Source organism: Streptomyces phaeochromogenes (assembly GCF_001418655.1).
In the GTDB taxonomy this organism is placed as follows: domain Bacteria; phylum Actinomycetota; class Actinomycetes; order Streptomycetales; family Streptomycetaceae; genus Streptomyces; species Streptomyces phaeochromogenes.
The window spans coordinates 14,943-38,142 of the sequence record NZ_LIQZ01000187.1; the positions used below are offsets into that span (position 1 = coordinate 14,943).

General features: G+C 70.0%; 25 protein-coding genes and 2 riboswitches. Of the genes, 8 read left to right on the forward strand and 17 right to left on the reverse strand.

Going from position 1 to position 23,200, the window contains the following annotated elements:
- Positions 1–42: 42 nt before the first annotated feature.
- Together AOK17_RS25150 and AOK17_RS25155 are read right to left on the reverse strand one after the other, a co-directional pair.
- Positions 43–582, reverse strand: a complete 540-nt coding sequence (locus AOK17_RS25150; RefSeq protein ID WP_055614827.1) for an LOG family protein — start codon at positions 580–582, stop codon at positions 43–45.
- Positions 583–670: 88 nt separating this feature from the next.
- Complete coding sequence (locus AOK17_RS25155) at positions 671–1,480, reverse strand: class I SAM-dependent methyltransferase (RefSeq protein WP_206190828.1); 810 nt, start codon at positions 1,478–1,480, stop codon at positions 671–673.
- Between the two features lie 125 nt (positions 1,481–1,605).
- Here AOK17_RS25155 and AOK17_RS25160 point away from each other — a divergent pair, with 125 nt between their 5' ends.
- Together AOK17_RS25160 and AOK17_RS25165 are read left to right on the forward strand one after the other, a co-directional pair.
- Positions 1,606–1,929 (forward strand): DUF427 domain-containing protein, encoded by a 324-nt coding sequence (locus AOK17_RS25160; RefSeq protein ID WP_055614828.1) that lies wholly within the window; start codon positions 1,606–1,608, stop codon positions 1,927–1,929.
- A 65-nt stretch (positions 1,930–1,994) separates the two neighbouring features.
- Positions 1,995–2,777, forward strand: a complete 783-nt coding sequence (locus AOK17_RS25165; RefSeq protein ID WP_055614829.1) for an alpha/beta fold hydrolase — start codon at positions 1,995–1,997, stop codon at positions 2,775–2,777.
- 88 nt (positions 2,778–2,865) lie between these two features.
- On the opposite strand, the gene mnmA is transcribed toward AOK17_RS25165, so the two are convergent.
- Complete coding sequence (mnmA, locus tag AOK17_RS25170; RefSeq protein WP_055614830.1) at positions 2,866–3,990, reverse strand: tRNA 2-thiouridine(34) synthase MnmA; 1,125 nt, start codon at positions 3,988–3,990, stop codon at positions 2,866–2,868.
- A gap of 60 nt (positions 3,991–4,050) precedes the next feature.
- On the opposite strand from mnmA, the gene AOK17_RS25175 reads away from it, so the two are divergent.
- Positions 4,051–4,764 (forward strand): N-acetylmuramoyl-L-alanine amidase, encoded by a 714-nt coding sequence (locus AOK17_RS25175; RefSeq protein WP_055614831.1) that lies wholly within the window; start codon positions 4,051–4,053, stop codon positions 4,762–4,764.
- A gap of 128 nt (positions 4,765–4,892) precedes the next feature.
- On the opposite strand, the gene AOK17_RS25180 is transcribed toward AOK17_RS25175, so the two are convergent.
- The 3 genes from AOK17_RS25180 to AOK17_RS50155 form a co-directional block, all read right to left on the reverse strand.
- On the reverse strand, positions 4,893–6,062 hold the full coding sequence (locus AOK17_RS25180; RefSeq protein ID WP_055614832.1) for a cysteine desulfurase family protein: 1,170 nt from the start codon (positions 6,060–6,062) through the stop codon (positions 4,893–4,895).
- Positions 6,063–6,249: 187 nt separating this feature from the next.
- The gene (locus tag AOK17_RS25185) at positions 6,250–6,519 is read right to left on the reverse strand and encodes a hypothetical protein (RefSeq protein ID WP_055614833.1); all 270 of its coding nucleotides are present in this window, start codon (positions 6,517–6,519) and stop codon (positions 6,250–6,252) included.
- Between the two features lie 106 nt (positions 6,520–6,625).
- Entirely contained in the window at positions 6,626–6,790 is a 165-nt protein-coding gene (locus tag AOK17_RS50155; RefSeq protein ID WP_107102492.1) for a hypothetical protein, read from the reverse strand.
- Between the two features lie 193 nt (positions 6,791–6,983).
- On the opposite strand from AOK17_RS50155, the gene AOK17_RS25190 reads away from it, so the two are divergent.
- Positions 6,984–7,601: a TetR family transcriptional regulator gene (locus tag AOK17_RS25190; protein WP_055614834.1), complete on the forward strand. Its 618-nt coding sequence runs from the start codon at positions 6,984–6,986 to the stop codon at positions 7,599–7,601.
- Positions 7,602–7,695: 94 nt separating this feature from the next.
- Here AOK17_RS25190 and AOK17_RS48810 read toward each other — a convergent pair whose 3' ends face one another.
- From AOK17_RS48810 to AOK17_RS25245, 11 genes are all read right to left on the reverse strand, one after another.
- A complete protein-coding gene (locus tag AOK17_RS48810; RefSeq protein WP_079053273.1) occupies positions 7,696–8,082 on the reverse strand; it encodes a hypothetical protein in 387 nt (128 codons plus the stop codon).
- Positions 8,083–8,311: 229 nt separating this feature from the next.
- Complete coding sequence (locus AOK17_RS25200) at positions 8,312–9,172, reverse strand: thioesterase family protein (RefSeq protein ID WP_055614836.1); 861 nt, start codon at positions 9,170–9,172, stop codon at positions 8,312–8,314.
- A gap of 87 nt (positions 9,173–9,259) precedes the next feature.
- A complete protein-coding gene (locus tag AOK17_RS25205; RefSeq protein WP_425424632.1) occupies positions 9,260–9,961 on the reverse strand; it encodes a trimeric intracellular cation channel family protein in 702 nt (233 codons plus the stop codon).
- Positions 9,962–10,003: 42 nt separating this feature from the next.
- On the reverse strand, positions 10,004–11,293 hold the full coding sequence (locus AOK17_RS25210) for an ABC transporter ATP-binding protein (protein ID WP_169801949.1): 1,290 nt from the start codon (positions 11,291–11,293) through the stop codon (positions 10,004–10,006).
- A gap of 23 nt (positions 11,294–11,316) precedes the next feature.
- Positions 11,317–12,414, reverse strand: a complete 1,098-nt coding sequence (locus AOK17_RS25215) for an ABC transporter ATP-binding protein (protein ID WP_055614838.1) — start codon at positions 12,412–12,414, stop codon at positions 11,317–11,319.
- Entirely contained in the window at positions 12,411–13,409 is a 999-nt protein-coding gene (locus tag AOK17_RS25220) for an ABC transporter permease (RefSeq protein ID WP_055614848.1), read from the reverse strand. Before AOK17_RS25220 ends, AOK17_RS25215 begins: the two co-directional genes overlap by 4 nt.
- Before the next feature lie 117 nt (positions 13,410–13,526).
- A complete protein-coding gene (locus AOK17_RS25225; protein WP_055614839.1) occupies positions 13,527–15,317 on the reverse strand; it encodes an ABC transporter substrate-binding protein in 1,791 nt (596 codons plus the stop codon).
- Positions 15,318–15,378: 61 nt separating this feature from the next.
- Entirely contained in the window at positions 15,379–16,392 is a 1,014-nt protein-coding gene (locus AOK17_RS25230) for an ABC transporter permease (RefSeq protein WP_055614840.1), read from the reverse strand.
- Between the two features lie 420 nt (positions 16,393–16,812).
- The gene (locus AOK17_RS25235) at positions 16,813–17,604 is read right to left on the reverse strand and encodes an enhanced serine sensitivity protein SseB C-terminal domain-containing protein (protein WP_055614841.1); all 792 of its coding nucleotides are present in this window, start codon (positions 17,602–17,604) and stop codon (positions 16,813–16,815) included.
- Positions 17,605–17,869: 265 nt separating this feature from the next.
- Positions 17,870–18,658 (reverse strand): enhanced serine sensitivity protein SseB, encoded by a 789-nt coding sequence (locus tag AOK17_RS25240; RefSeq protein ID WP_055614842.1) that lies wholly within the window; start codon positions 18,656–18,658, stop codon positions 17,870–17,872.
- A 115-nt stretch (positions 18,659–18,773) separates the two neighbouring features.
- Complete coding sequence (locus AOK17_RS25245; protein ID WP_206190829.1) at positions 18,774–19,484, reverse strand: AAA family ATPase; 711 nt, start codon at positions 19,482–19,484, stop codon at positions 18,774–18,776.
- A gap of 234 nt (positions 19,485–19,718) precedes the next feature.
- Positions 19,719–19,826: riboswitch (glycine riboswitch) on the forward strand.
- Positions 19,827–19,957: riboswitch (glycine riboswitch) on the forward strand.
- Positions 19,958–19,990: 33 nt separating this feature from the next.
- On the opposite strand from AOK17_RS25245, the gene gcvT reads away from it, so the two are divergent.
- From gcvT to AOK17_RS48815, 4 genes are all read left to right on the forward strand, one after another.
- Positions 19,991–21,118, forward strand: a complete 1,128-nt coding sequence (gene gcvT, locus AOK17_RS25250; protein ID WP_055614843.1) for a glycine cleavage system aminomethyltransferase GcvT — start codon at positions 19,991–19,993, stop codon at positions 21,116–21,118.
- 131 nt (positions 21,119–21,249) lie between these two features.
- On the forward strand, positions 21,250–21,627 hold the full coding sequence (gene gcvH, locus AOK17_RS25255; protein WP_055614844.1) for a glycine cleavage system protein GcvH: 378 nt from the start codon (positions 21,250–21,252) through the stop codon (positions 21,625–21,627).
- A gap of 13 nt (positions 21,628–21,640) precedes the next feature.
- The gene (gene glyA / locus AOK17_RS25260) at positions 21,641–22,918 is read left to right on the forward strand and encodes a serine hydroxymethyltransferase (RefSeq protein ID WP_055614845.1); all 1,278 of its coding nucleotides are present in this window, start codon (positions 21,641–21,643) and stop codon (positions 22,916–22,918) included.
- A gap of 142 nt (positions 22,919–23,060) precedes the next feature.
- The coding region (locus AOK17_RS48815) for a serine dehydratase beta chain (protein WP_281198633.1) at positions 23,061–23,200 on the forward strand (140 nt) is incomplete at its 3' end.

Below are 23,200 nucleotides of genomic sequence, written 5' to 3' on the forward strand. Positions count from 1 at the left end.
CCCTACGGCCGCTGTCCCGGGCGCGCTGTGCGCCCTGGCGGCTCACTGCGTGCCCTGGCTCTCCTCCAGGTAGGCCAGCGCCCCGACGGGCTCCTCGGCGAAGAACACGAGCTCCGTGAGGGGCAGCGGCAGGAAGCCCTCGTCCTCCATGCGGCGGAACTGCTCCTTCAGGCCGTCGTAGAAGCCCGCGGTGTTGAGCAGCACGACCGGCTTGTCGGTGTGCCCGTGCTTCTTCAGCTCCAGGATCTCCGTCGCCTCGTCGAGCGTGCCCGTGCCGCCGACCATGATCACTACGGCGTCGGCCCTCTCCAGGAGCAGGGCCTTGCGCTCGGCGAGGTCGCCCGCGATGACCATCTCGTCGGCCCCCGGGCGCGCCTTGGCCGCCAGGAACTCCACGGAGACGCCCAGCAGCCGTCCTCCGGCCTCCTGCACACCGTCGGCGACGACCTTCATGAGCCCGACGTCCGAACCGCCCCACACCAGCGTGTGCCCGCCCTTGCCGAGCAGTTCGGCGAACTCGCGGGCGGGGCGGGTATAGCGCTCGTCGAGGTCGGCGGCCGAGAGGAAGACGCAGATATTCATGGCTCCACGCTACGACCCGGCACCGACATCACGAGCCGGATCCCACGTCACGGGCCTGATCCCGGATCACTGGCCGGATCCGACGTCACTAGAGGGCTCCCGGATCACTGGCCGGATCCGGCATCGCCGTCACCCGCATCCTCGACTGGCGGTGCGGCAGGGCCTCCCAGTCGTCCATGAAGCGGGCCGACAGGCCGTGGGTCGCGGCGAGCTCGACGAGGGTCTCCGTGCGGTAGTAGAAGTCCTCGTGCAGGACCTGGTGTTCCCTGCCCTCGGTCCGGTCGAAGGTGAAGTCGAAGAAGCCGCCGGGCGCGAGGATCCGGCCGACGTGCGCGAAGCACTCCTCGATGAGGTGCGGCGGCGAGTGCGAGAACACACTGTGCGCGTGCACCACGTCGAAGTGCGCGTCCGGCAGGAACGCGAACGTCAGGTCGTCGGTGAGCGTCAGATGCGGCAGCCGGTCCTGCAGCCCCTCCCGTACGAGGGTGTCCTGGGCCGCGATGAGGATGTCCGGCGAGATGTCGATCCCGTAGTAGTGGCCGCTCTCCAGGTGGTCGATGAACAGCCGCCCGGCGCGCAGGTTCCCGCAGCCGATCTCCAGCATCCGGTGCTCCGGCTTCAGCCCGTGCCCCACCAGGTAGTCGAACTGCATCCGGCCGATCTGTGTCCACCGGTCGCGTGACGGGTTGTGCCCGACCGCCGACTCGGCGCCGCGCGCGGTGTCCGAGGCCATCACGGCCCGGTAGTACGCGATGTGGTCGTGGCCGTACCGCAGCCGCAGCCAGGCGTCACGCGTGACCCGGCGCGCGTGCGCGGGGACCCTCTCGGGATACCGCAGGGCGTATCGCACCTGGTGGGCGAGGGTCGTGCGGTTGCGGGTCAGGCGCGTGGCTCCCATGAGGACCTCCTCCGGAGAGCAGTCAGAGAGAAGAGACGGACGAAAAGCCGGGGACGAAGGGGAAGAACACGACAGCAGCCTGCGCTGTAGCGGACGAGACCGCTACCTGAGGAGGCCGAAAAGCCGTGACCCAAGGCCACCGCATCACCATCGAGCAGGGCACCGAGCACGTCCGTGTCGTGCGTGGAGGACAGGTGCTCGCGGAGAGCACCCGCCCGCTGCTGCTGCGCGAGACGGGCCTGCCCGTGCGCTACTACCTCCCCGCGGAGGACGTACGCCTGGATCTGCTGACCCCGTCGGAGACCCGCACCCACTGCCCCTTCAAGGGCGACGCGTCCTACTGGTCGCTGCCGGACGCCCCCGACCTCGTCTGGAGCTACCCCGACCCCAAGCCGGAGGTCGCCGAGATCAAGGACCACCTGTGCTTCTACGAAGTAGAAGCCGTTTGACCCCGTCTCCGAACGGACCCACGTCCCACCGATGAGTTCCGGGCCGTCCGGCAGTCCTCACAGGCATGGAGAAGAAGACGATCTCGCGCGACGGCACGCCCATCGCGTACGAAGTCAGTGGTGAGGGCCCGGCGGTCATCTTCGCGACCGGGGCCATGGCCACGGGCGCTTCCGACGCGCCCCTGGCCTCGCTCCTGTCGGACCGGTTCAGCGCGGTCGTGTACGACCGCAGGGGCCGCGGCGGGAGCGGTGACACACAGCCCTTCGAAGTGGCCCGGGAAGTCGAGGACATCGCGGCTCTCATCGAGGCCACGGGCGACGGCGGCGCGGCCCTGTACGGCATGTCGTCGGGCGCCGCACTGGTCGTGGAGGCGGCGGCGAGCGGGCTGCCGGTGCGCAAAGCGGCCGTCTACGAGCCGCCGTTCGCCGTCTACGAAGGGGGCGAAGAACAGCGCGCGGAGTACACCGAGCGCCTGACCCAGCTGCTGGCGCAGGACAGGCGCGGAGACGCGGTGGAGCTGTTCATCGCCCTGACCGGTGCGCCCCCCGAGGTCATCAGGGGCATGCGGCACTCCGCCGTGTGGCCCGCCCTGGAGGCGGTCGCCCCGACCCTCGCGTACGACAACGCCGTGATGGGCGACGGACTGGTGCCCCGCAAGCGCCTCGCCTCCGTCGCCGTACCCGTGCTGGCCCTGGCGGGCGGCGCGAGCCCCGAGTGGATGCGCGAGTCCGCCCGGGCCACCGCGGAGGCGGCGCCGGACGGGACGTACCGCGTGCTGGAGGGCCAGACCCACGTCGTCGATCCCGGGGTCCTGGCACCGGCGCTGGCGGAGTTCTTCGCCGCGTAGCCGTACGGCCACGCTGCCTTGCAGGGCGGTGCGGGGGCGACTCGGCCGGCCGGTACCAGGCGTCTCAGGCCGGCCGGTACCGGGCCTCTCAGGCCAGTGCGGTCGCCGCGCGCGTAGTCGTCGCGATCGTCGCCGAGCCCACCACACGCGTGTCGTCGTAGAGGACGATCGCCTGGCCGGGGGCGACGCCGCGGACGGGCTCGGTGAAGCGGACCTGGAGCTCGCCGTCGACGAGTTCGGCGGTGACCGTCGTCTCGCCGCCGTGGGCGCGGAGCTGGGCCGTGTACGTGCCCGGGCCGGCCGGGGCGGCACCGCACCAGCGGGGCTTGACGGCCGTCAGGGCGGAGACGTCCAGGGCTGCCGCCGGGCCGACCGTCACGGTGTTGTCGACGGGCGAGATGTCGAGCACGTACCGCGGCTTGCCGTCGGGGGCCGGGGTGCCGATGCGCAGGCCCTTGCGCTGGCCGATCGTGAAGCCGAACGCGCCCTCGTGGCTGCCGAGAACCGTGCCGGTCTCGTCGACGATGTCACCCTCCGCCTTGCCCAGGCGGTTCGCGAGGAAGCCCTGGGTGTCGCCGTCGGCGATGAAGCAGATGTCGTGCGAGTCCGGCTTCTTGGCCACGGCGAGGCCCCGCTGCTCGGCCTCCGCGCGGATCTCGTCCTTCGTGGTGAGCGTGTCGCCGAGCGGGAAGAGCGCGTGCGCGAGCTGACGGTCGTCCAGCACACCGAGGACGTACGACTGGTCCTTGGCCATGTCCGAGGCGCGGTGCAGCTCGCGCGTGCCGTCGTCGTTCACGATCACCTTGGCGTAATGGCCCGTGCAGACCGCGTCGAAGCCGAGGGCGAGGGCCTTGTCGAGCAGGGCCGCGAACTTGATCTTCTCGTTGCAGCGCAGACAGGGGTTCGGGGTGCGGCCGGCCTCGTACTCCGCGACGAAGTCCTCGACCACGTCCTCGCGGAAGCGCTCGGCGAGGTCCCACACGTAGAACGGGATGCCGATGACGTCCGCGGCGCGGCGGGCGTCGCGCGAATCCTCGATGGTGCAACAGCCACGCGCGCCCGTGCGGAACGATTTCGGGTTCGCCGAAAGAGCGAGGTGGACACCGGTCACGTCATGCCCTGCTTCCGCGGCACGGGCGGCGGCGACGGCGGAGTCCACACCACCGGACATGGCGGCCAGTACGCGAAGGGGGCGCTGCGAGGTCTCAGTCATAACCCTTCAAGGGTACGGGTCCGTGGGAACCGGAGCCCACGAGTATCCGTTCGACTAGACATGCACGATCAGGGTGGGGATACGGCGAAGGACACGGACCGGCACATCGGGCGCCGTGCGCTGCTCATCGGCGGGGCCGTGGCCACCACGGCTGCCGTGGGTACGGCCGTGCTGGCGCAGGACGAGCTGAGGCGCATGTGGTGGCGGCTGCCGAGCGTGGAGAAGCCGCGCAAGGAGGGTGAGGTCGACTTCCGGGGCGCGCGCTGGGTGGCGGCGTCCTCGTCGAACTGGCGTATGGCCGACCGGCCCGACGACTTCGGCATAGACCGCGTGATCATCCATGTCACGCAGGGCAGTTACGCGAGCGCGGTGAAGGTCTTCCAGAACCCCGCGCACGGCGCCGCCACGCACTACATCGTCCGCCAGGACGGCCGTGTCACGCAGATGATCCGCGAGCTGGACGTCGCGTTCCACGCGGGCAACCGCGATTTCAACGAGCGGAGCGTCGGCATCGAGCACGAGGGCTTCGTGGACCGCCCGAAGGACTTCACGGACGCGATGTACGAGGCCTCGGCCCGTCTGACGGCCCGCATCTGCGCCCGGTACGACATCCCGGTCGACCGGAAGCACATCATCGGCCACGTCGAGGTACCGGGCACGGACCACACGGACCCGGGCCCGCACTGGGACTGGAAGAGATACATACCCATGGTGCGCGAGGCCGCCGAGCAATCGGCCTCCCCGTCGGCCAAGCCGTCCACGCGCAGCGCGTAGGAGGGGCGCGCTCCTTCAGGGGCGCGGGGCGGTGACATTGTGCGGCTCCGCGCGTGGGCGCGACCAGCCACAGCCGGCCCGCGGCTGTGAACGGCCCGCACCCGGGAACCGCACATCCAGCGGAGCTCTCAGCTCAGGCCCGCCGTCCGTGCCCTCTCCACCGCCGGTCCGATCGCCTTCGCGACCGCCTCGACGTCCGTCTCCGTCGAGGTGTGGCCGAGGGAGAAGCGGAGGGTGCCGCGGGCGAGGTCGGGGTCGGTGCCCGTGGCGAGGAGTACGTGGCTCGGCTGGGCCACGCCCGCCGTGCACGCGGAGCCCGTGGAGCACTCGATGCCCTGCGCGTCGAGCAACAGGAGCAGTGAGTCGCCCTCGCAGCCGGGGAACGTGAAGTGGGCGTTGGCCGGCAGGCGGCCCCCGCTCGCCGGGTCGCCGCCGAGGATCGCGTCCGGCACTGCCTGGAGGACGGCGTCGACCAGGTCGTCGCGCAGCCCGCCGATCTCGCGGACGAACCACTCGCGCTGCTCGGCGGCGGTCCGCCCCGCCACGGCGAACGCGGCGACGGCGGGCACGTCCAGGGTCCCGGAGCGTACGTGCCGCTCCTGGCCCCCGCCGTGCAGGACCGGCACGGGGCTGTACTCACGGCCCAGCAGGAGCGCCCCGATGCCGTACGGGCCGCCGATCTTGTGGCCCGAGACGGTCATCGCGGCGAGGCCCGAGGCGCCGAAGTCGAGGGGGATCTGGCCGAAGGCCTGGACGGCGTCGGCGTGCAGCGGGATGTCGAACTCCCCTGCCACGTCGGCCAGTTCGCGGACCGGCATGACCGTGCCGATCTCGTTGTTCGCCCACATGACGGTCGCGAGGGCGACGTCGTCGGGGTTGCGCGCGATGGCCTCGCGGAGGGCTTCGGGGTCGACGCGGCCGTAGCGGTCGACGGGGAGGTACTCGACCGTGGCGCCCTCGTGCTCGCCGAGCCAGTGGACCGCGTCGAGGACGGCGTGGTGCTCCACGGGGCTCGCGAGGACCCGGGTGCGGGCCGGGTCGGCGTCGCGGCGGGACCAGTACAGGCCCTTCACGGCGAGGTTGTCCGCCTCGGTGCCGCCGGAGGTGAAGACCACCTCGCTCGGGCGGGCGCCCAGGGCGTCCGCGAGGGTTTCGCGGCCCTCCTCGACCGTCCGGCGGGCGCGGCGGCCGGCGGCGTGCAGGGAGGATGCGTTGCCGGTGACGGAGAACTGAGCGGTCATTGCCTCGACCGCCTCCGGGAGCATCGGGGTGGTCGCGGCGTGGTCGAGGTATGCCATGGTAGGCCCGATTCTAGGGCCCGCTGTCTGATGGCTCGGCCGGGTGGGTTGTTTGCGGGGCGCACGCCGGGGGTGCCCTACCGGGACTCCCTCTCAGCCCCTCTTAACCAGGCACCCGGAGCCGGAGGCTGTGCCCACCCGTTCCGCCCTGCGGAACGCCTGCCCACAGCACTGGCGGCTGCCCGCCTCAGAAGCTCCACGACAGCGTGCTGTCCGCCGACATGAAGGCCAGGAGGACCAGGAGGTCGGCGATTCCGAGGGTGAGGCCGAGGAAGGCTCGGCCGCGGCGGGTGGTGCCGCGGTAGAGGGATGCCGAGGCGAGGGCGATGGAGATGGGGCCCAGGAAGATGTTCAGGGCCAGCAGGCCGACGAGGCCGAGGATGAACGACGCGACGGCCATGCCGTCGGCGTCACGGACGGTGCTCCGGCGCCGCGGGGCGGCGGTGGTGAGTTCCATGTGTCTGCTCCCAACAGGCAGTCGAACAGTCAGCTGAGTGGGGGTGGTTGAGCGTGAGTGGTTGAGCGGGGGTGGCTGAGCGTGGGTGATGGAGAGTTCGGGCGGGTCAGCTCGACGTCTCGCGGCGTCGGCCGTGGCGCTCGCGGACCGCGAAGACGGCCAGCCACACGCCGATGACGGCGGCGGCGACGAGGGTGAAGGACAGCGGGGCGTGGGCCACGGTGCCGAGCATGAGGCCCAGCAGCAGGAGCGCTGCGACGAGGAACAGCATGAGATGCCTCTCGTGGTGAGTCCGGCGAGCCGCCGTGTCCGCCCCGCACAGCTCCGTACGGTCCGGATGCCCCCGGATGTTTCCGGGACCCGACAACTCGGTGAACGCTTGTGGTTACAGTTGTTCACTGACTCCAGAGTCTAGCGCGTCGTACGACTTTCCCATTACAGAGAACAGTTGTTAACTACATGGCATGAGTCACACCCTCGGCATCCGGCAGGCCCAGAAGCAGAAGACCCGACAGGCGTTCCTGGACGCCGCGTTGAGCCTGCTGGAGGAGCAGAGCCTCAGCAGCCTGGGCCTGCGCGAGGTCACCCGGGCCGTCGGCGTCGCCCCGACCGCCTTCTACCGGCACTTCCACTCGACCGCGGATCTGGGAGTCGCCCTGGTCGAGGAGGCGCTGGGCAGTCTGCACCCGATGATCGCCGGCACGGTGTCGGCCGCCGGCGACAGCGACGAACGCATAGACCGTGCCGTCGCCCTGATCGCCCGTCATGTGCGCGAGCACCCCGCGCACATCCGGTTCATCGCCCGCGAGCGCAACGGCGGCGTGCAGAAGGTCCGGTCGGCGATCGCGGAGCAGATGGCCCGGTTCGCCGACGAGGTGAAGGCCGAACTGGCCAAGCAGCCCGAGTCCGCCGGCTGGAGCGACGACGACCTGCTGATGCTCGCCGGCCTGTACGTCGACCAGATGCTGATGACCGCCAGCACGTTCCTGGAGGCGGCCCCCGAGGAACAGGATCAGGTGGCCCGGGTGGCCACCCGCCGGATGCGGCTGATCAGCATCGGCCGCCGCCACTGGCTGGGCTGACCCCCCGCGACACGACTTCGCCCGCACGCGCGAAGGGCGCGTACGACAGTGCCGTACGCGCCCTTCGCGCCCTTCACCACCGACCGCGAGCGGGTCAGCCCTGGGCCTGCTGCCCCTGACCCTGCTGTCCGCCGGTCCCGCAGCCTCCGCCCGGGCCGCCGCCCTGGCCTCCGCCGGGACCGCCGCTGGGCGCTCCCGACGGCATCCCGGAGGGCGCGCCCGACGGGGCCTTCCCCGTGGCGGCACCGGACGGCGCCCCCGAGGGTGCTCCCGAAGGCGCCCCGGACGGCGCTCCGCTCGGCATCCCCGACGGGGCACCACTCGGCGCACCCGAGGGTGCCTGGCAACTCTGCTGCCCCGAGCCGCCATTGCCGTTGCCATTGCCCGAGGACGACGAGGAGTCGTCGGAGCCGCAGGCCGTCAACAGGAGCGGCGACAGCGCCAGCAGGGCGATGGCGGGGACGTGACGTACGCGCGTCATGCGGACAGGCTTCATGAGGGCAACTCCCGTTTGGATGAGCGGAATCTGAGAGCCGCATGCAACCAACCGCCCCTGGGCCCAGCTTGGGTCCGCGCTGTGGCCCGCCTGTGGCCAATGCAAAGACCACCTCAACAAATCTGCCCTGACCTGCACTTACCTCCGCTCGCCCCAACTCCCCCGCTGGTACAGGTCCGTGACAGAGGACAGGGGGCGGCCGACCGCGTACGGATCAGCCGAGCCGCACCCTTGCCAGCTGACGCGACTGGGCGACGAGGCGGTCCTCGCTGTCCCAGACCTCGGCGTCCTCCTCCAGGAAGCCGCCGGCGAGGTTGCGGGTGGTGATGGAGACGCGGAGGGGGCCCGGGGCCGGGCGGCAGCGCACGTGCACGGTCAGCTCGACGGTCGGCACCCAGCCGGACAGGCCGAGTTCGAAGGCGGTCGGCGGCAGCGCGTCCACCGCGAGGAGCAGCGAGAGGGGGTCCGGGTCGCGGCCGTCGGCGAGGCCGAACCAGGAGCGCATCTCGCCCTTGCCGGACGGCGATCCGAGGGCCCAGCCCAGGGTGGCGGGGTCGAGCTTGAGCATCAGCCGGTCGGCGATGGCGGAGCTGCCGGAGACGGGCGCGGGTCCGTCCTCGGGTCCGAAGCACTGGTCCATGGGCGGAATCGCGGGCGGGCGGGCCGTCGTACGGACGTCGTCGGGCAGGCTGTCGAGGTCCCCGTAGGAGGCGAGCACGCGGATCCGCTCGACCTCGCGGCCCTGGTCGTCGTACTGGAACAGGGACGCCTGGCCGGTGGAGAGGGTGCGGCCGGTGCGTACGACGTCGGTGCGGACGACCGCCGGGCCCGGCTGGGACGCGGTGAGGTAGTGCGCGGAGATCGTGAACGGGTCGGCGTGCGGCAGGGCGTCGGCGAGCGCGCGGCCGAGGACGGCGAGCAGGTAGCCGCCGTTGACGGCGCTGATGATCGTCCAGCCGGCGGACAGGTCGATGTCGTAGACGCCGGGTGCGCGACGGGTGACCGCGGTGTCGCGGTCGAACTCGCTGTCGCCGATCCTGGCCCGTACCGCGTGCACGGAAGCTGCTTCTGACATGCCTGAACGGTACAACAGGTGATTACTAAGCAGTAGCTTTTTCTGTTTCGATCACGTGAAACGCCCCGCGGCCCCCCTCACCCCGGCTCACTCCGTCACCTCGACCGCCGTCGAGCGCCGGTGCCATGCCCGGGGCGCGCGCCAGTGGAACCGCATCGCGAGCAGCCGCAGCGTGAAGGCCGTGACGACGGCGAGCGCGGAGGTGAAGGTGTTCAGGACGTCGTAGCCGATGAACAGGGCGACCATCGCGCTGCCGACGATGGCGGGCACGGCGTAGAGGTCGCGGTCCCAGCGCAGCAGCGAGGGGACCTCGTTGGCGAGGACGTCCCGCAGCACACCGCCGCCGACCGCCGTCGCGAGTCCGAGGGTCGCCGAGGCGGTGAGGCCGAGCCCGTACTCGTACGCCTTCGTCGTGCCCGCGACGCAGAAGAGGCCGAGTCCGGCCGCGTCGAAGATGTTCACGCCGAGCTGGATCCGTTCCACCTCCGGGTGGAGGAAGAAGACCAGCAGGGCGGCAAGCAGCGGGGTGAGGAAATAGCCCAGATCCGTGAAGGCCGCGGGCGGCACGGCTCCGATGATCAGGTCCCGGAACAGCCCGCCGCCCAGCGCGGTGACCTCGGCGAGGACGGCGATGCCGAAGACGTCGAAGTTCTTGCGGACGGCCAGCAGGGCACCGGAGATCGCGAAGACGAAGATGCCGACGAGGTCGAGTGTGTGCTGGACGGACGGAGTGAAGAGTTCCTGAATCACCCGAACATTCTCGCCCAGCACCGAGCCCCTGCCTTCCATTGCAAGGCAGGGGCTCGGTGATACTTACTACTCCTTGGCGGGCTACTCCTTGACGGGAGCGTCACCCTCGGAGGCTTCGTCGGCCTCGGAGGCGGCTTCGGGAGCGGCGTCCTTCGCCGGAGCCTCCTTGGAAACCGCCGGGGACTCCTTGGCGACCGGCGTCTCCGTGGCCGCCGCCACCTCGGCCGCGACCGCCGCCGACGTGGCCGCGGACTCCGCGAGCACCTCGTCGGCCACGAGCTCCGCAGCTTCCTTCGCGGCGGTCAGCAGCACGGTGTCCTGCGGGGCCTGGTCCTCGAAGTTCTCCGGGTGGTGGCAGGCCACCTGCTGACCGGGCTTCAGCTCCAGGAGCGGCGGCTCGGTCGTCGTGCAGATCTGCGTGGCCTTCCAGCACCGCGTGTGGAAGCGGCACCCGCTCGGCGGCGAGATCGGCGAGGGCACATCGCCCTTGAGCAGGATGCGCTCGCTCTTCGCCGACTTGCGCCGGGGGTCCGGGATCGGCACCGCCGACATCAGCGCCTTGGTGTACGGGTGCATCGGCGCCTTGTACAGCGACTCACGGTCGGCCAGCTCGACGATCTTGCCGAGGTACATCACGGCGATACGGTCCGAGACATGGCGTACGACGGACAGGTCGTGCGCGATGATCACGTACGTGAGGCCCAGCTCCTGCTGGAGGTCGTCCAGCAGGTTCACCACCTGCGCCTGGATCGACACGTCGAGCGCGGAGACCGGCTCGTCCGCCACGACCATCTTCGGGTTGAGCGCGAGCGCGCGGGCGATGCCGATGCGCTGGCGCTGGCCGCCGGAGAACTCGTGCGGGTAGCGGTTGTAGTGCTCGGGGTTGAGACCGACCACCGACAGCAGCCGCTGGACCTCCTTCTTGACGCCGCCCTCGGGCGAGACACCCTGGAGCTTGAAGGGGGCGCTGATGATCGTGCCGATCGTGTGGCGCGGGTTCAGCGACGAGTACGGGTCCTGGAAGATCATCTGGACGTCACGGCGCATCGGGCGCATGCCCGCGACGCTGAGGTGCGTGATGTCCTTGCCCTCGAACTCGACCTTGCCCGCGGTCGGTTCGAGCAGCCGCGTGATCAGCCGGCCCATCGTCGACTTGCCGCAGCCCGACTCGCCCACCACACCGAGCGTCTCGCCGGACCTGACCTCGAAGTCGATGCCGTCGACCGCCCGCACCGCGCCGACCTGCCGCTGGAGCAGGCCCTTGCGGATCGGGAAGTGCTTCTGCAGGCCGGTCACCTTCAGGAGCGTCTCGCCGGGGGCGGCGTCCTTGGTGAGAGTCGCCGTGCCGTCGCTCTGCGCGGGGATGGCCACGGGTTTGTCCTCTGCTTTGTCACTCACAGCTTCGGCGCAATCTCTTCGGTCCAGATCCGTTCCCGCTGCTCATGCGTCATGTGGCAGGCGGCCCAGTGCTGGCTGCCGACCTCGGTCAGCTCGGGGCGGACCGTGCGGGTGACGTTGTCCTTGGGGACGTCCGCGTACGAGCAGCGCGGGTTGAAGGCGCAGCCCGACGGGATGTTGATCAGCGACGGCGGGGAGCCCTTGACCGGGATCAGCCGCTCGGTCTGCTCACGGTCCAGGCGCGGCATGGAGCCGAGCAGGCCCCAGGTGTAGGGGTGCCTGGGCTCGTAGAAGACCTTCTCGGCCGGGCCCCGCTCGATGCAACGGCCGCCGTACATCACCAGGATGTCGTCGGAGAGCTCGGCGACGACGCCCAGGTCGTGGGTGATGATGATGACCGCGGAGCCGAACTCCTGCTGCAGGTCCCGGATGAGGTCGAGGATCTGCGCCTGGACGGTCACGTCCAGGGCGGTCGTCGGCTCGTCCGCGATCAGCAGCTCGGGGTTGTTGACCAGCGACATCGCGATCATCGCGCGCTGGCGCATACCGCCGGAAAACTCGTGCGGATAGCTGTCGACCCGCTTGTCCGGCTGGGGGATGCCGACCCGGTCGAGCATCTCGATGGCGCGCCTGCGCGCCACCTTCTTGTCGACCTTGTGGTGGATCCGGTACGCCTCCACGATCTGCTGGCCGATCGTGTAGTACGGGTGCAGCGCCGACAGCGGGTCCTGGAAGATCATCGCCATCTCGCGGCCACGCAGCTTGCGCACGTAGTCGGGGTCGGCGGAGAGCAGTTCCGTGCCGTCGAGCCAGATCTCGCCGGAGATCTGTGCCTTGCGCTTGCCGTACTGGCCCGCGGTGTGCAGGCCCATGATGCCGAGCGAGGTGACCGACTTGCCGGAGCCCGACTCGCCCACGATGCCGAGGGTCTTGCCCTTCTCCAGCGCGAAGCTGAGCCCGTCGACGGACTTGACCAGGCCGTCGTCGGTCGGGAAGTGCACCTTCAGGTCGCGGACTTCGAGGAAGGCGGAGGGGGCGGGCGAGTCCTTGACGGGCTCGCCCACCGCGGCTCCACTCTTGCTGAGTTCGGTCATGAGAGCCTCACGCGGGGGTCGATCACGGCGTACAGCAGGTCCACCAGGAGGTTCGCGACGATCACCGCGAGCGAGGTGATCAGCGTGACGCCCAGGATGACGGGCAGGTCCTTGTCGCTGATCGCCTTGAGAACCGCCTGCCCGAGGCCGGGAAGGCTGAACGTGGTCTCGGTGAGGATCGCGCCGCCGATCAGGGCGCCGAGGTCCATGCCGAGCATGGTGAGGATCGGCGTCATGGTGGACCGCATCGCGTGCTTGCCGATGACGACGGGTTCGGTGAGGCCCTTGGCGCGGGCGGTGCGGATGTAGTCCTCGCCCAGGACCTCCAGCATGGTGGCTCTGGTGATCCGGGCGTACATCGCCGCGTAGAGGAAGGCGAGCGTGACCCAGGGCAGGATCATGCCGCCGAACCAGCCGGTGAAGCTCTCCTCGATGGGTACGTACTGGGCGTCGATCCAGCCCAGTCCGTAACTGAAGATCGCGAGCGACAGCAGGCCGGTGAAGTAGATGGGGAGCGAGACGCCGCCGAGGGCGACGATCATCGCGCCACGGTCCCAGAGGGAACCGCGCTTGAGCGCGGAGAGCACGCCCGCCGCGACACCGAAGATCAGCCACAGGAAGGCGGCACCGAGCGCGAGAGCCAGGGTCACTGGGAAGCGGTCGGTGAGCACCGGCCAGATGGCCTGCTCATTGCGGAAGGAGTAGCCGAAGCAGGGCGCCGCGCAGTTCGTCACGTCGCCGCCGGCCGCGTAGGTGCGCCCGACGAAGAGGCCTTTGAAGAACTCCCAGACCTGGGCGAAGATCGGGTCTGCCAGACCGAGCTTCTGCCGCACGGCCTCGATCGCCGCGGGGTCGGCCTGCTTGCCCACGAACATCGTGGCCGGGTCCACGCCCGCCCAGCGGGGGACGAGGAAGAAGATGCCGAAGACCACCAGAATGATGACCACCAGCATCACTGCGGCGGCGAAGAGCCGCCTGATGAGGTATGCGAGCACTGCTCTCGGCCCGGCGGCGGTGCCGCGGGCCACCGGAGGTCTTCCGGTGGCCCGCGGGTCACGCCGCGCCGGCCTTCACCTGCCTTTCGTGCCGTATGGCGGGTGCGCCGGTCGGTGTTACTTCTTGAGGCCGAGGTTCACGAAGTCGTACTGACCGCTGTAGTTGTCGGTCGTGTAGACGTTCGCGAGACGGCTGGAGCGCCAGTTGATGAACTTCTCGAAGACGAAGGGCAGGTAGTACGCGCCCTCCGAGACCTTGTGGTTGATCTCCGTGGAGATCTCGACCTTCTTCGCCTCGTCGAGCTCCTTGACGTAGTCGTCGAAGAGGCCGTCGATCGTCTTGTCCTTGATCAGGGCGAAGTTGTTGTTGCCGCTCTCAAGGATGTACTTGCTGTCCCACAGCGGCATGCCGTAACCCTGGACGGTCGGGAAGTCCGGGCCCCAGCCCATGATGATGATGCCGTAGCCCTTCTTCTTCACGTTCTCGGGGCTACCGATGATGCCGGTGGTCTGGGCACCGTCGAACTGGTCGATGTCGACGGTGATGCCGACCTTCTTCAGCGAGGCCTGGAGGGACTCGGCGGTGGCAACCTCGACCGGCTTGTTGTTACGGACCGCGATGGTGGTCTTGAAGCCGTTCGGCTGACCGCAGGCCTTGAGCTCTTCCTTGGCCTTGGCGACGTTGCCGTTCTTGTTCGTCGTGGCCGCCTCGTACGGGTCGTACTTCTGACCCTCGGAACCGGGGACGGACGGCGGCAGCATGTTGGTGCCGATGTCGCCACCGGCGACCGGGCCACCACGAGCGGTCTGCAGCGACTCGTGGTCGGCGCCGTAGATCACGGCCTTGCGGCAGTGCTCGTTGTCGAACGGCTTGACGCTCTGCGGGAAGACCGCGTAGCGGATGTAGCCGGAGACCGGGTTGTCCAGGTTGCCCTTGTGCTGCTTCAGGGCGGTGGTGCGGCCCTGCGGGGACAGACCGGTCTGGCCGATGTCCAGGTCGTAGTCGCCGTTGATCAGACGCTGGTCCATGTCATTGGCGTTGGTGAACAGCGTCAGCGAGATCTTGTCCGGGTACGCCTTGCGGACCGGGTCCGAGGACTGCTTCCAGTTCTCGTTGCGGACCAGGACCAGCTTCTTGTTCGGCGTGTACGACTGGAACTTGTACGGGCCGGAGGAGAAGGGCTTCAGGCCGTACTTCGACTTGGTGTCCTTGTCCTGGCGGACCGGGGAAGCCGAGGTCAGGCCGAGGATGTCCTCGAAGTCCGAGTTGGCCTCGGGCAGCTTGAAGATGACGGTCTTGTCGTCCGGCGTCTCGATCGCCTTCAGACCGAGCTTGTCCTTGGACTTGTCCTTGTACGGGCCCTTGTACTCGCCCTTGGGGTCGAGGACGTCCTTCAGGTAGACCGGACCGCCGGACAGGACGTCCTGCGCCCAGACGCGCTCGATGCCGTACTTGACGTCCTTGGAGGTGATGGGCTTGCCATCCTCCCAGGTGACCCCGTCACGCAGCGTGTACGTGTAGGTCTTGCCGTCGTCGGAGATCTTCGCCGTGCTGGTGGCGAGGTCGGGGGTGACCTCGGCGCCCTTGGCTCCGGGCTCCGCCTTGCCGGTCACCAGCGTGCGGCTGTAGTACCGCATGAAGTTCCAGGCGAAGCCGTAGTAGCCGCGCGTGGTGTCCCACGAGTCGGCGTCCTGGGCGCCCGCGAACTTCAGCTCGCCGCCCTTCTTGGCGAGGGAGGCCTGGGCGACCTTGTTGTTGGCTGCGTTGAAGCCGGCCGCGCCGTTCTTCGAGCCGCCGTCGTCGTCGTTGCCGCCGCCGCCGCACGCCGCCGTGGACAGCAGCGCAGCGACCACGGCTGCGGCGGCCGCGGCCTGCTTGCGCCGCCCTGTGGTGCGTTGGGTACTCACTCGGATCCTCCGATATGTAGCGGCCCGTCGACAGATGACGGGGCCCTGGGGGTACGGCAGTTCAGCGGGAACCCTTCGGGTCGAGCGCATCGCGTACGCCGTCGCCGAAGAGGTTGAAGGAGAGCACGGTGATGAAGATCGCTACACCCGGGATCACCATGTACATGGGGTCCGAGTCGTAGTAGTCGATCGCGGAGGAGAGCATCTGTCCCCAGGAGGCGGTGGGCGGCTTGACGCCCACGCCCAGGAAGCTGAGCGCCGCCTCGGTGAGGATGTTGGTCGGGATCATCATCGTCGTGTACACGATGATGGGCGCGACGAGGTTGGGCAGCAGCTCCTTGAACAGGATGTAGAACCGCCCGGCCCCGAGGCTGCGCGCGGCCTCCACGTACTCGCGCTCACGCAGGGACAGCGTCTGACCGCGCACCACGCGTCCCACATAGGGCCAGCCGAAGAATCCGATCACCAGGATCATGACGAACAGGCGCACGCCCGTACCCGTCAGGCCCAGCATCTCGTTCGGCATGACCGAGACCAGCGCGATGATGAAGAGCAGCTGCGGGAAGGCCAGCAGGCCGTCCATCACGCGGCTGATGAAGGCGTCGACCCAGCCGCCGAAGTAGCCGGCGAGAACGCCGAGCACGGTGCCGAGCACCACGGCCACCAGGGCCGACAGGAAGCCGACGAGCAGCGAGATGCGGGCGCCGTAGACGATCCGGGCGAAGATGTCGCGGCCGCTGACCGGTTCGACGCCGAGAAGGTGGTCTCCGCTGATTCCACCGAAGGACCCGGTGGGGGTCGAGAAGAGCGGATCGATCAGGTCCTCGTGGTGTGACTCGGGGTCCTGCCCGACCAGGTTCGTGATCACGGGAGCGAGCAGCGCGATCGCGATCAGCACGAGGACGATGACGCCGCCCGTCAGGGCGAGCTTGTCCCGCTTCAGGCGCTCCCAGGCGATGCGGCCGAGGGAACGACCCTGTACCGCCTTCGCCTCGGCGGAGCCGGCTACGAGCGCCGCCTCCTCGGCCGCGCTCGGGGCGGCTTCGGCCGTCGGCTCGTGCAATGGTGCCGTCATCGTGGCAGGGACCCCTCTCAACCGGCGGTAGCCGGCCCACACTTGCCGCTGTAGCGGCGTGATCAGTCCGTCGTACTCGGGGGATAAACCCCCTGGACCGGGAGTCTTCAACGCCTCGGCGATCTGTTGCCAGACCTGACGGTGAATGGATGCGCAAACGTGATGCTGTCAGGAGGGTTCCGTTATCCGAACGCCGGGTAACGGGGGTCGGACGCGGGAGTTTTGGTACGAAAGGGGCCTCGCAGCCCATTTACCCGCGTAGATCGGGACATTCCACCCAGGGGTGATGCGGGAGAGGGAGCCGATGCTCCACAGGTTGGACTCGACCGGACCCGGATCGACTCACGTGCTTCGACCGGATCGTCTCAGGTGCTTCGCCCGGGTACTTCGACCCGATCGTCTCAGGTGCTTCGGTTCGTCTCAGTAGGTGCCCGGGAATCCGTATCCGCCGGCCGCCGGCGCCTGGGCCGGCGCCGCGTGGGCCTCACGATCGTAGAACGGCCGCGCGTTGATCCGCAGCCACAGGGCCACCGGGTCGTACTCGTCGGACATCGCGACCGTCGACACCGGCAGGCCGTCCGGGACCGCGCCGATGGACTGCTGCATCATCGCCCGCACCGAGTCCACGGCGGGCGGGCTGGTGTCGTACACATCGAGCCCGATGGCCAGATACGGCGCCCCGAGCGCGGGCTGCACCCAGGCGCGGCGGAGCGATCTGACGGCGGTGGTCCGGTGCGCGTTCTGCGTGAGCAGGGCGTAGAACTGCGGGATCTCGATGCCCGGCTCGGACAGCCGCAGCGGGCCCGCGGGCTGCCGCTCCAGGCCGGTCGCGATACGGCGCAGATCCAGCCAGGGGATGCCGACGCCGCCGCCCGGCGCGTGCGGGTTCAGCCAGAGGCCGTAGTGGTCGGGGTAGAGGGTGCGGGCCACGTCGAGCCCGTCGACCACCTCGTACGAACGGTTCCAGCCGCTCGCCGAGAGCTCCTGGGCGGAGGTCACACAGGGCGCGTAGCCGAAGCCGTCGACCTCCATGTTCCCGTACTGGGCGTCGGGCGAGCCCGACTGGCCGTGCCAGAGCAGCATCCATACCTGGCCGGACGACGGGGTCGCGAGGGCGCGCAGGAGCGCCTCGTAGGCGTCGTAACGCCCGGGCGTCACTTGGCGCAGCATGTGCTCGACCTGCCCGGCCGCGGCCGTGCCCGACGCGCTCACCTTCTACCGCCCCTTCGTGACATCCCTGACATACAGGTCCATTCGACGGGGCGCCGTGCTCGCTTGAACATGGCACCACCCCGACCGAGCCATGAAACCAGCTTAAGTGGCGATCCCGACAGCACCGTTGCGCTCCGCCGCGAAAGCTGTTGAGAGCTCGGGACTTTCCGTAATCCGCTGCCTGCGGGCTGTGTGGCCGGGCGCGCCCCGCGGCGGAGCCGCACGTGTCACGGCCCCGCGCCCCTTCGTGGCGTGCCTCGGCGGCTCAGTGGGCCCGCGTGTAGAACGGGCGGACCTGTGCCCTTAGCCAGTCGCCCACCGGGTCCTGGGCCACGTCCAGGAAGACGAGGTTCACCGGGTGGGGCACGGGGACCTGACCGAGGGCCCGGCCCACGGCGTCCAGGGGGAGGGTGCGGGCGTCGTCGTGCCAGTGGGCCAGCTCGACGCCGACGAACATCACGGGGTCGGCGCCCTCGATGCTCGCCAGACAGCGGCGGGCGCTCAGGACGACACCGGTCGCGGCGAACTCCGCGGAGGCGGCGGCCAGGAAGTCCACCGGGTCGTGCTGCCAGTCCGGCTGGAACAGCCGCACCCGGCCGCCGCTCGCCGACCCGTCCAGCTCCGTACGCCCGGCCCGGCACAGCTCGGCCACGGCGAGCGGCGGCACCGGCACCCCGACCGTGCCGTCCGGGTTCACCACGATGCCCACCTGGGGCGGCAGACCGCGCGCGAACTCGACGGCGGGCGCCACCGTGTACGACATGTGGTCGCCGACGACCTGGCGGAACTGCTGCGCCGAGCTGAAGACCGGCACGAACGCCTGCCCGCCGAGCTCCATCGTGGGCAGGTCGAGCGGGCCGCTGTGCGGGCCGCCGCCCTCGGGCAGCGGCACCCAGATGAAGCTGCGGCCCATGACCTCCACGATCCGGGCCCCCGCCGAAGGCGACGCCGCTCCGAGGGAGGCGGCCAGTACCTCCTCCAACTCGTTGCCGGGCCAGCCGACATGGGGGTGTGGGTGCGCTTGCACCGGAATGTCGTGTGCCGGGAAGTCCATCTCTCTACCGCCTGCTCGAACCGCCGTCTGCGGCTGTCGAGATTACGCGTACGCGCCGTCACCCGCCGCAGTCCGTCCGCTCACCGGGACCTCAGTCGGTCCGGTCACCGGGACCTCAGCCCGACCGGTCGCCGGGACCTCGGTCGCCGAAGTCGACCCGCCGCAGCACGTCCGCCGCCGCCCGGTCGATGAGGACCGCCGAACCGCAGCCCTCCGGCAGGTCGCCCTTCTCCACGGAACGCAACAGCCGGCCGAACGCGCCGCGGTGCCGCGCGAACGCGTACCGCGAGACGCCGCGGCCCCGCTCGCGCTGGCCGTCCAGGGCCGTGCCGGGGTCCACGTCGAGCAGCAGCAGGTGCAGGGCGCCGCCGCGTCGCCGCGCGTCCCGGGCCAGCCAGCTGCGCACCCAGGCCTGCGTCCCGCAGTCGTGCACCACGACCCCCTCGCCGGACCGCAGGGCCCGGCGCAGGCCCGCGTAGTGCGCGGCGCGGACCAGGGGCCGGTAGACCGCGTACGGCAGGAAGCGGGCCAGGCGGCCGTCCCAGCGGTCGCGGGTGTCCTGGGAGTCGATGCGGCGGCCCGTCACCGCCCGGCGCATCAGGGTCGACTTGCCGCTGCCGGGCAGGCCCGTGACCACCACCAGGTCGGACGTGCCGAAGCGGAGGCCGTGCGGGCTGTGTCCCGCGCGCTCGCGCAGATCGCGGACGACGGGCGCCGGAAGCGGGCCGCACGCCTCCCCGGCCGGGGCAGTGGGCTGCTTGGGCAGCGCGATGGCCGCGCTCGTGGCGTACGCCGTGGTCCTGTTCACCCTGATCGTCCTCCCCATGGGGTCGGGAGACCCATCCCCGTCGAGTGTAAAGAGAAGGTAATGCGCTGGTCCCCTCATTTCTGTTCTCGTCCTGCCACAGCCCCGTCACAGATCGCTGTGGATGCCTGTGGACCCTGTGCGGACGCCGTGCGGCCGGCCCGCGACGCCGTACACCGCCCCCTCGCGAAGAGTCCCCTGCCGCGCCGCTCCGATGCGTGCAATGATGTGCCCGCCAACTGCATACCGGCCGCTTGAATCCGCGCGGGAGAGTTCCGGACACGTTTTTGCGTACGTGGTCCGGGCGCCGAAGGAGCAAGTCCCTCCCTTGAATCTCTCAGGCCCCGTTACCGCGCGGGCGAGGCACATCTGAAAAGCGGGCCTTCTTCCCTGTCACCAGGGCGTCGGCCCCACCCAAGGTGCAAGTCGGTGACCGTCCCGTACGACCGGGGGTCACGGCGAACCTCTCAGGTTCCGATGACAGATGGGGAGGAACGACCTCGCCGTCATGCCTTGGGAGCCCCACCGTGAGCAGTAACGCCCCCGTTGAACCGCGCCATACCGCGCTCGACGCCCTCCATCGTTCGCTCGGCGCGACGATGACCGATTTCGCCGGCTGGGACATGCCCCTGCGCTACGGCTCCGAGCGCGACGAACACCTCGCCGTACGGACGAAGGCCGGACTCTTCGACCTCTCCCACATGGGCGAGATCACTGTCACCGGGCCCCAGGCCGCCGCGCTGCTCGACTTCGCGCTGGTCGGCAACATCGGGGGCGTGAAGCCCGGCCGGGCCCGCTACACGATGATCTGCCGGGCCGACGGCGGCATCCTCGACGACCTGATCGTCTACCGGCTCGCGGAGACCACGTACATGGTCGTCGCCAACGCCTCCAACGCCCAGACCGTCCTGGACGCGCTCGTGGAGCGGGCCACGGGCTTCGACGCCGAGGTCCGCGACGACCGTGACGCGTACGCCCTGCTCGCGATCCAGGGACCCGAGTCCCCCGGCATCCTCAAGTCCCTGACCGACGCCGACCTGGACGGCCTGAAGTACTACGCCGGCCTGCCCGGCACGGTCGCGGGCGTCCCCGCCCTGATCGCGCGCACCGGCTACACCGGCGAGGACGGCTTCGAGCTGTTCGTGGCCCCGGCCGACGCCGAGAAGCTGTGGCAGGCGCTGACCGACGCGGGCACCGCGGTCGGGCTCGTCCCCTGCGGCCTCTCCTGCCGGGACACCCTGCGCCTGGAGGCGGGCATGCCGCTGTACGGGCATGAGCTGAGCACCGCGCTCACCCCGTTCGACGCGGGGCTCGGCCGGGTCGTGAAGTTCGAGAAGGAGGGCGACTTCGTGGGGCGCGAGGCGCTGACCGAGGCCGCCGCCCGGGCCGAGTCGCAGCCCCCGCGCGTCCTCGTCGGCCTGATCGCCGAGGGCCGCCGCGTGCCGCGCGCCGGATACCCGGTCGTCGCCGACGGCAAGGTCGTCGGCGAGGTCACCTCCGGCGCGCCCTCACCCACCCTGGGCAAGCCGATCGCGATGGCGTACGTCGACGCCGTGCACTCCGCACCCGGCACGCCCGGTGTCGGCGTGGACATCCGGGGCAGCCACGAGCCGTACGAGGTCGTGGCGCTGCCGTTCTACAAGCGCCAGAAGTAGACCCTGGTACAGCGAGCGCCGGACAGTGACCCTGGTCCGCGAGCGTCATGAAGTGACCCTGAGCACATCCGCCCAGGTCACCCCCAGTCCCCCTGCATCAGCACTCCCCCGCGTACAGGAGAATTCAGGCCATGAGCAACCCCCAGCAGCTGCGCTACAGCAAGGAGCACGAGTGGCTGTCGGGCGCCGAGGACGGCGTCTCGACGGTCGGCATCACGGAGCACGCGGCCAACGCGCTCGGCGATGTGGTGTACGTCCAGCTCCCGGAGGTCGGTGACACGGTGACCGCGGGCGAGACCTGCGGCGAGCTGGAGTCGACCAAGTCGGTGAGCGATCTGTACTCGCCCGTCTCCGGTGAGATCACCGAGATCAACCAGGACGTCGTGGACGACCCCGCGCTGGTGAACACCGCCCCGTTCGAGGGCGGCTGGCTGTTCAAGGTACGGGTCGCGGAGGAGCCGAAGAACCTGCTCTCCGCGGACGAGTACACCGAATTCTCCGGCAGCTAAGGACTCCTGACCGATGTCGCTTCTGAACCAGTCCCTCCACGAGCTCGACCCGGACATCGCCGCCGCCGTCGACGCCGAGCTGAACCGTCAGCAGTCCACCCTCGAAATGATCGCCTCGGAGAACTTCGCCCCGGTCGCCGTCATGGAGGCCCAGGGCTCGGTCCTCACCAACAAGTACGCCGAGGGCTACCCGGGCCGCCGCTACTACGGCGGCTGCGAGCACGTCGACGTCGCCGAGCAGATCGCCATCGACCGGGTCAAGGAGCTGTTCGGCGCCGAGTACGCCAACGTCCAGCCCCACTCGGGCGCCTCCGCCAACCAGGCCGCGCTCTTCGCGCTGGCCCAGCCCGGCGACACCATCCTCGGCCTCGACCTGGCCCACGGCGGCCACCTGACCCACGGGATGCGGCTCAACTTCTCCGGCAAGCAGTTCAACGTGGTCGCCTACCACGTGGACGAGGCCGGCCTGGTCGACATGGCCGAGGTCGAGCGGCTCGCCAAGGAGCACCGCCCGAAGGTGATCATCGCGGGCTGGTCGGCGTACCCGCGGCAGCTGGACTTCGCCGAGTTCCGCCGCATCGCGGACGAGGTCGAGGCCTTCCTGTGGGTCGACATGGCGCACTTCGCGGGTCTGGTCGCGGCCGGTCTCCACCCGAACCCGGTGGAGCACGCGGACGTGGTCACCTCCACCACCCACAAGACGCTGGGCGGACCCCGCGGCGGGATCATCCTCGCCAAGAAGGCCTTCGCGAAGAAGCTGAACTCGTCCGTCTTCCCGGGCTTCCAGGGCGGCCCCCTGGAGCACGTGATCGCGGCCAAGGCCGTCTCCTTCAAGGTCGCGGCCTCGGAGGACTTCAAGGAGCGCCAGCGCCGTACGGTCGAGGGCGCCCGGATCCTCGCCGAGCGGCTCACCGCACCCGACGCCCGCGCGGCCGGCGTGAACGTCCTCTCCGGCGGTACGGACGTCCACCTGATCCTGGTCGACCTGCGCGACTCGGAGCTCGACGGCCAGCAGGCCGAGGACCGCCTCCACGAGGTCGGCATCACGGTCAACCGCAACGCCGTCCCGAACGACCCGCGCCCGCCGATGGTCACCTCCGGCCTGCGGATCGGCACGCCCGCCCTCGCCACCCGCGGCTTCACCGCCGAGGACTTCGCCGAGGTCGCGGACGTCATCGCCGAGGCGCTGAAGGCCCCCTCGACCTTCGGGGAGGCCGACGCGCAGGCGCTGAAGGCCCGGGTGTCCGCACTGGCGGAGAAGCACCCGCTGTACCCCGGTCTGGGTCAGTAGTCCCGTTTCACCGGGGCACCGCGCACACTGGGAGGTGTGCGCGGTGCCCCGACCGCCCGACACCCACCACCACCGCTCTGGTCGCAGCGCTTCGCTTCGCGCCTTTCGTTCTTCCGCACCACCCCCGCTTTGAGGAGTTCCCGTGGCCATCTCGGTCTTCGACCTGTTCTCGATCGGCATCGGCCCGTCCAGCTCCCACACGGTCGGCCCGATGCGTGCCGCGCGGATGTTCGCCCGCCGGTTGCGCACCGAGGACGTCCTGTCCTCGGTGCGCAACCGGCG

Bases quoted from the DNA above. Each gene is read 5' to 3' on its own strand.
- glyA (WP_055614845.1), top strand. From the start codon at position 21,641: ATGTCGCTTCTGAACCAGTCCCTCCACGAGCTCGACCCGGACATCGCC.
- AOK17_RS25230 (WP_055614840.1), bottom strand. From the start codon at position 16,392: ATGACGGCACCATTGCACGAGCCGACGGCCGAAGCCGCCCCGAGCGCG.
- AOK17_RS25245 (WP_206190829.1), bottom strand. From the start codon at position 19,484: ATGGGGAGGACGATCAGGGTGAACAGGACCACGGCGTACGCCACGAGC.
- AOK17_RS25175 (WP_055614831.1), top strand. From the start codon at position 4,051: ATGCACGATCAGGGTGGGGATACGGCGAAGGACACGGACCGGCACATC.
- AOK17_RS25200 (WP_055614836.1), bottom strand. From the start codon at position 9,172: ATGTCAGAAGCAGCTTCCGTGCACGCGGTACGGGCCAGGATCGGCGAC.
- AOK17_RS25180 (WP_055614832.1), bottom strand. From the start codon at position 6,062: ATGGCATACCTCGACCACGCCGCGACCACCCCGATGCTCCCGGAGGCG.
- AOK17_RS25215 (WP_055614838.1), bottom strand. From the start codon at position 12,414: ATGACCGAACTCAGCAAGAGTGGAGCCGCGGTGGGCGAGCCCGTCAAG.
- AOK17_RS25185 (WP_055614833.1), bottom strand. From the start codon at position 6,519: ATGGAACTCACCACCGCCGCCCCGCGGCGCCGGAGCACCGTCCGTGAC.
- AOK17_RS25240 (WP_055614842.1), bottom strand. From the start codon at position 18,658: ATGGACTTCCCGGCACACGACATTCCGGTGCAAGCGCACCCACACCCC.
- AOK17_RS25205 (WP_425424632.1), bottom strand. From the start codon at position 9,961: ATGGAAGGCAGGGGCTCGGTGCTGGGCGAGAATGTTCGGGTGATTCAG.
- gcvH (WP_055614844.1), top strand. From the start codon at position 21,250: ATGAGCAACCCCCAGCAGCTGCGCTACAGCAAGGAGCACGAGTGGCTG.
- AOK17_RS25150 (WP_055614827.1), bottom strand. From the start codon at position 582: ATGAATATCTGCGTCTTCCTCTCGGCCGCCGACCTCGACGAGCGCTAT.
- AOK17_RS25155 (WP_206190828.1), bottom strand. From the start codon at position 1,480: ATGGGAGCCACGCGCCTGACCCGCAACCGCACGACCCTCGCCCACCAG.
- AOK17_RS50155 (WP_107102492.1), bottom strand. From the start codon at position 6,790: ATGCTGTTCCTCGTCGCAGCGCTCCTGCTGCTGGGCCTCATGCTCGGC.
- mnmA (WP_055614830.1), bottom strand. From the start codon at position 3,990: ATGACTGAGACCTCGCAGCGCCCCCTTCGCGTACTGGCCGCCATGTCC.
- AOK17_RS48810 (WP_079053273.1), bottom strand. From the start codon at position 8,082: ATGACGCGCGTACGTCACGTCCCCGCCATCGCCCTGCTGGCGCTGTCG.
- AOK17_RS25190 (WP_055614834.1), top strand. From the start codon at position 6,984: ATGAGTCACACCCTCGGCATCCGGCAGGCCCAGAAGCAGAAGACCCGA.
- AOK17_RS25165 (WP_055614829.1), top strand. From the start codon at position 1,995: ATGGAGAAGAAGACGATCTCGCGCGACGGCACGCCCATCGCGTACGAA.